This window comes from Mesotoga sp. HF07.pep.5.2.highcov (assembly GCF_003666285.1).
Lineage (GTDB): Bacteria > Thermotogota > Thermotogae > Petrotogales > Kosmotogaceae > Mesotoga > Mesotoga prima.
Genome location: NZ_JFHJ01000644.1, coordinates 1 through 5,502 on the forward strand (window position 1 = coordinate 1; position 5,502 = coordinate 5,502).

The following is a 5,502-nucleotide window of genomic DNA, read 5'->3' on the forward strand; positions in this document are numbered from 1 at the left end:
GAAATTCACCCATCGCGACTGCGGAGCAGTACACAGGTCTGAATGAGCCAGGTTCATGATCCTGAGCTGGTACATATACTATTCTCTGATCGGCCAGATCGTTATCGTCTGAATGAGCGACAATCATCGATCCATCTGCACTAGCACCTTTCGTTACAATCAAAGTCGTACAGGCCATTGAACTACTCACAGAAACTAAAAGAAGAACAAGAAAACATTTTCCCAGAACTTTCACGGCACCTCACCTCTTCTCTCTTAAGAAAAATGGAGACTATTCCAGATAGAATAATCTTCAGGAATAATCTATGTGAGTCTCTAATCTCAAGCTCATCATTGGTGGAGAAGACGAAAATTCGGCTGATGAATCAAAGCATCTTCGAACCGATCGACTACATTTCTGTGTCGGCTGTGAGTCTTTCCAAACTGCTTCTTCCTAATGGGAGAAGGGGCAAACCAAACATAATCGTTTTTTGAAGATGATTCCGAACCAGGTTTTTGAAATCTACACAACAATACTAAATCAAGACCATAAATCGAAGGCATTCTCAAATCTCGGATGTTTCAAATCTGTTTTGATTCGACTGAACAGAGAATTGCGAAATCGATGGAACAAAAGGGAGTGAATCAAAGATCTCTGAGCGATTCTCCGTGCTCACGACTGATTCTTGTGACTTTGATACTAATATACTCCCGCAGGTTTGAAATCCAAAGGAAAAATTGATTCTTTTTCTTTGCTCCGCACTCTCTTAGAAAGTGTTACTAAAATTCGACCGGTGATAGTATATTTGAGCTATATTGAAAGTCAAATCACTTTGATTTTTGTTTAGGGAGGCACTTAATGGATCGAAAGGGAATTTTCAGGAAGAGAAAACCGCCGCTCGGTTCCGTTCCTGGGACTCTTAGTATAGATGAAGAATCACCATTTCCAAAGATCAGTCTCATTGAATTTGACAGAGATTACTTGAAAGAAGAAATAATTCGAAACGTAGAGAATCTGGCGTCGGTCATCTCCGCTACCGACAGAGTCCACTGGATTGATGTGCAGGGATTAGGAGACGAAGCGACAATCCGAAAGCTGGGTGAAGTCTTTTCTCTCCACCCGCTGGCTCTCGAAGATATCACAAATGTTCCGCAGGTTGCAAAGGTTGAGGAGTATGACAATTGCTTGTTTGTTTGTCTTCCCATGATGCGAATGGAAGAAGATTCAGTTGTTTATGAACAGATGAGTCTCTTCTTGGGCGAGACTTTTGTACTTACGTTCCAGGAGAGGTACGGGGACGTTCTCGACCCCGTTAGAAACAGAATGCGGAGGAACTCAAGAATAAGAAGTATGGACAACGATTACACTGCATATGCAATATTGGACACAATCGTGGATAACTACTTTCCAGTCTTGCAAAGTATCGGCAGTGAACTTGAAAAACTTGAAGAAGAGTTAGTTGAGAGCATCTCCAGAGAAAAGCTTAAGGATCTATATCTAATGAAGCAAAAATTAGCCCAATTGAGAAGGCTTGTGTGGCCTACCAAAGATGTTATAGGGCGAATCTCCAGAGAAGAAAGCGAGTACTTCAAAGATCAGACTGTTCTTTATCTTAGAGATGTTTACGATCACATAATTCAGTCACTGGATATGCTTGATATCAGCAGAGAGCTCTCGTCAGAGCTCATGAACTTATACCTCTCTTCCACAAGTAACAGATTGAATGAAATAATGAAAGTGCTGACAATTATCTCCACTATCTTCATACCACTATCCTTTATCGTCGGAATCTATGGGATGAATTTCGTTTACATGCCAGAGCTTTCCTTAAAGTGGGGATATCCCGTTGTTCTTATTGTCATGGGTGTAGTGGTTTTCATAATGCTCTTGTTCATACGCAGAAAGGGATGGTTCAGGAAATGATTCCCCACTTGTAGTTATCTTTGTGGGCAAACTATTGGCAGGTCTTCCGGAAAGGGAGAAAAGTTCGCTTATATGATATGGAGAGAACGCTTTCTATCACGAGAGGTTTTGTTGGATCATCTTGGGACGGATTTCAAAGAGAGATATACCCTTCTTGCGCAAGGGCTAGCGCTTATTTATTAATCTAAGATATTTTCAGGTAGCTTGAGTATAATTTAGATCTTAACAAAGAACCTGTATCATTTCCGATTAAGCAAAAAACTAGATACTTAATTTTGCCTTTGAGCCATTGGTTCACAATGTTATGCGAAGATCTCTGGCACGGCGTTCATTCAGTCAAGAGAAAAGCCCTTTCCAACGAGAGAAAGGCAACAATCTACAACATCGCCATCGTACAGCCTTCCGGCTCCCTCTGTAAGTTCAGTAATTGCTGTTGATGTTTCGTGAGCAGGTCTGTAAGGTCTGTGAGAAACGATGGCTTCAAATACATCGGCAACGGTGACAATCCTGGTTTCAAAGGGAATGTCTTTGCCTTTCAAGCCATGGGGATAACCCGAGCCGTCTAATCTCTCATGGTGCTTCCTGACAATGCTTGATATTGGCCAGGGCAGATCAATTCTTTCTAGCATTTTGAAACCGGCTTCGCTATGGCTCTGAATAAGGAACCACTCGTTTTCGGTGAGCCGGCCCGGCTTACTAAGAATTTCAGTTGGGACAGAAATCTTTCCAATATCATGAAGCAAAGCGCCTTCTCGCACCGTGTCTATTTGTTCCGGACCTAGACCCATCTCGGTAGCAATGGCTGTTGCAAGTTTGCTCACCCTTCTTTGATGACCTGCCGTGAAAGGGTCTCTTACTTCAACAACTGTAGAAAGAGTTTCTATAAGACCTCTAATAGTTTTTTGAGCGGATTCCTGAATCACATCTTCGAACTTGAGGCCACTTAGGCAGTATACGGTGGCCGTCACCTTTCCTGCTAGTGATGAATCTTCGATCCTCTTTACTGCGGCCTCGACCAAAACAGATTGTCCATTGCTTTTGTTTATAGAGAAGAGGTGTCTTTCACCAATTTCTTGACCCGCGGATGGTTTCTCGCTCCTCGAGTCAGACTGGTTTTCAAGAAAGTAGTTGATATTCTTTCCTATCAGGCCGCCTCTTTCTCTTCCTAACAGAATTTCAGCCGCCTTGTTGACAAACACGATTTTTCCGTTTTCATCAACCGAAATCACCGCTTGATCGATAGTGCCTGCCAAGTACCTTGCCGACAACAGTTCCATTCGAAGATTCATTTCGGCGGAGACTTCTTTATGTACACTTATCAAATCTCGATCAGAAAGTGGCTTTATCAACACCTCTTCATAGAAGCCTTCTTCAGAAAGAAAAAGCGCTTCCTGTCTCCCGGTTCGGGCTACTCTTATGAGTGCCTTCAAGAATAGGTGGTCGGCCTTGCTCATTGGTCTATCCAGGGGTATGCCCTCTATTACTGGAAGTCGCGCCAGACGATTGATCTCAAATGCGAGGTTTTTTGCCGCCGGGATGATCTTTTCGCGAGACATATCAACAGTGAAAATAGCCATTCCAGAAGTATTCTCTTCAAAAGCTTTTTTGTAAACCCTGAAATGATCGATTTCCGAGAGGATACTGAATGACGTGTTCGAATGCATTGAATGAAGCGTTGAATGGTCATCTATTCCCTGGAAGAACGAAGACGCTGAGGTTTTCTCTCGTTTCGTGAACGATGAACCAATACTTAGACTATTGGTCCTTCTGAATATCTTGATTTCATTGGAGTCGGATTTGTCTGAAGAAGAAGAGACTCTCCAAACTACTCCTTCGTCGTCAACGAAAATATCCTCGCAGTCGAAGAAGGCTTTGTATAGTTTGCCGATCAAGTCCCCAAAGTGCTTTTGTGAAACCGAGTTTTGGAAGACTACTCTACCATTCTTGTTAACAACTACGACCGCTTCATCGATAAGATCGAGACAAAATTGGGCTGAATCCTCCAAAGACAAAACTCATTCATCTCTCATTCTAAAGAAAAATAATAACAAACGTTGGTTCAAAAAATCTTCTCGCCTCTAATAATAACCAGTATTCATCTAATTCTAACACTATTCCAGCGTTTTTTGGAAAGAATAATCAACTGTTTGTTAATGACTTTCTCGTTTGAGTAAACCATCGCACGTTCGATAAATAAATTTAGGCCTTTCTTGGTCATCTTTTTCCAGAGAAGAAGATCTCTTCTATGGCTAAAGCAACACCATCATCATTGTTTGATTGAGTCACATAATCGCAGACGGCCTTCACTTCTGGAAGAGCATTCTCTACAGCTACAGAAAGCCCGACTCTCTTTAGAAGGGGAATATCGGCATAGTGATCGCCGATAAATGCAACTTGCTGACTGGCAAGACCATGATAATTCAGGAAGTCATCGAGTGACAGCCCTTTAGAGACTGAGGCATTAAAAAGAGAAAGAAGTCCCCAGCTGTCAACCTTTGACGCTATTTCTAGACGAACAGCTGTGTCCTCCATTTGCGACCAATACACATCCAAAAAGCCTGCATCATCCGACGCTGATATGAACGAGAAGTTGAAGTCGCCAGTGTATTTAGACGTTAGCCTGCCTAAGATCTCTTTCAAAGATTCAAGATCGCCAGTGATGTCGAGTTGAAGAAGGTTCGCACTCTTAACTACTTCCGTAAGATCGTCCAGTCTCACTATTCTGTTTATGTTGCTTTCTAGGAATGGCAAGTAAGGACTAAGAGCAAAGTCGCCCACATGATACCAGTCAGGAATTTCAGAGGAATCCGTTCTAAGGAGGAGATGACAGTTCAGTATTGATGCAAGAGAAACTGAGTATTCCGTTATCTTTCTTTCTATGCATCGCATGAGGAAGATTTCTCCCTTTCCCTTTGCAAGAAAGGCTCCATTCTGAAGAGCGTGAGGACCCTCAATGTTTAGAACGTCCAGATATTCACGAGCCATTAAGTAGTCACGTCCGGTAAAGATCGCTAGCTTTATTCCTTTTTCCTGAAGCCTCTCGATTGCATTCAAGGCTGATGCGGGAATTCTCTTGGAATTGTCAAGTAACGTCCCGTCTAGATCAAGAATCAGAGCTTTCAGTTTACTTGCATCGATTTCAGTGTGACCAGATCTTCTCAATACTCAATTCCCTCCCTTGCCAAAACTCCTTTAGAATAATAGTGCTTGATTTCTCTCATCTCAGTAACAAGATCCGCTTCTCTAATTATCTCGGCTGGGGCATTCCTGCCGGTCAATACTAGTTCAACCTCTTTCGGTTTCGAAAGCATGAGTCTTCGGATGTCCATTGAAGATACCAACCTGTAATGAAAAGCAATAAAAATCTCATCGAGTATAACGACCCCGAATTCTCTGCTGGAGATTACTTCTCTAGATCTGGCAAGACCTTTTCTTGCAACCTCAAGATCCTTGGTTTCTGGATCTCTAATGATAAAACATTCCCTTCCGAACTGCTCGATGACGATATTTTCAATGTAGTTAGGCAAGGATAGCTCACTGTATCTCATTCCCTTTATGAACTGGCCTATGAAGACTCTCTCACCTGCAAGAGCAGCTCT

General features: G+C 42.4%; 5 protein-coding genes. 1 reads left to right on the plus strand and 4 read right to left on the minus strand.

The window, feature by feature from the left end; genetic code table 11:
* Positions 1 to 235, minus strand: a 235-nt coding sequence (locus BG32_RS13755) for a C69 family dipeptidase (RefSeq protein ID WP_183084345.1), incomplete at its 3' end; no start/stop codon positions are given.
* Between the two features lie 603 nt (positions 236 to 838).
* Here BG32_RS13755 and corA point away from each other — a divergent pair.
* Positions 839 to 1,903 (plus strand): magnesium/cobalt transporter CorA, encoded by a 1,065-nt coding sequence (corA, locus tag BG32_RS13765; protein WP_006492238.1) that lies wholly within the window; start codon positions 839 to 841, stop codon positions 1,901 to 1,903.
* 332 nt (positions 1,904 to 2,235) lie between these two features.
* Here the strand turns inward: corA and BG32_RS13770 are convergent, their stop codons facing one another.
* The 3 genes from BG32_RS13770 to BG32_RS13780 all read right to left on the minus strand — a co-directional run.
* Positions 2,236 to 3,909, minus strand: coding sequence for an HD domain-containing phosphohydrolase (locus BG32_RS13770; RefSeq protein ID WP_014730401.1), 1,674 nt, complete (start codon positions 3,907 to 3,909; stop codon positions 2,236 to 2,238).
* 208 nt (positions 3,910 to 4,117) lie between these two features.
* Positions 4,118 to 5,065, minus strand: coding sequence for an HAD family hydrolase (locus BG32_RS13775; RefSeq protein ID WP_006492243.1), 948 nt, complete (start codon positions 5,063 to 5,065; stop codon positions 4,118 to 4,120).
* On the minus strand, positions 5,062 to 5,502 hold a 441-nt coding region (locus BG32_RS13780; protein WP_147435067.1), incomplete at its 5' end, for a cob(I)yrinic acid a,c-diamide adenosyltransferase. The genes BG32_RS13780 and BG32_RS13775, both read right to left, overlap by 4 nt.

Excerpts from the sequence above, each read along its gene's own strand:
- corA (WP_006492238.1), top strand. The coding sequence starts at position 839 with ATGGATCGAAAGGGAATTTTCAGGAAGAGAAAACCGCCGCTCGGTTCC.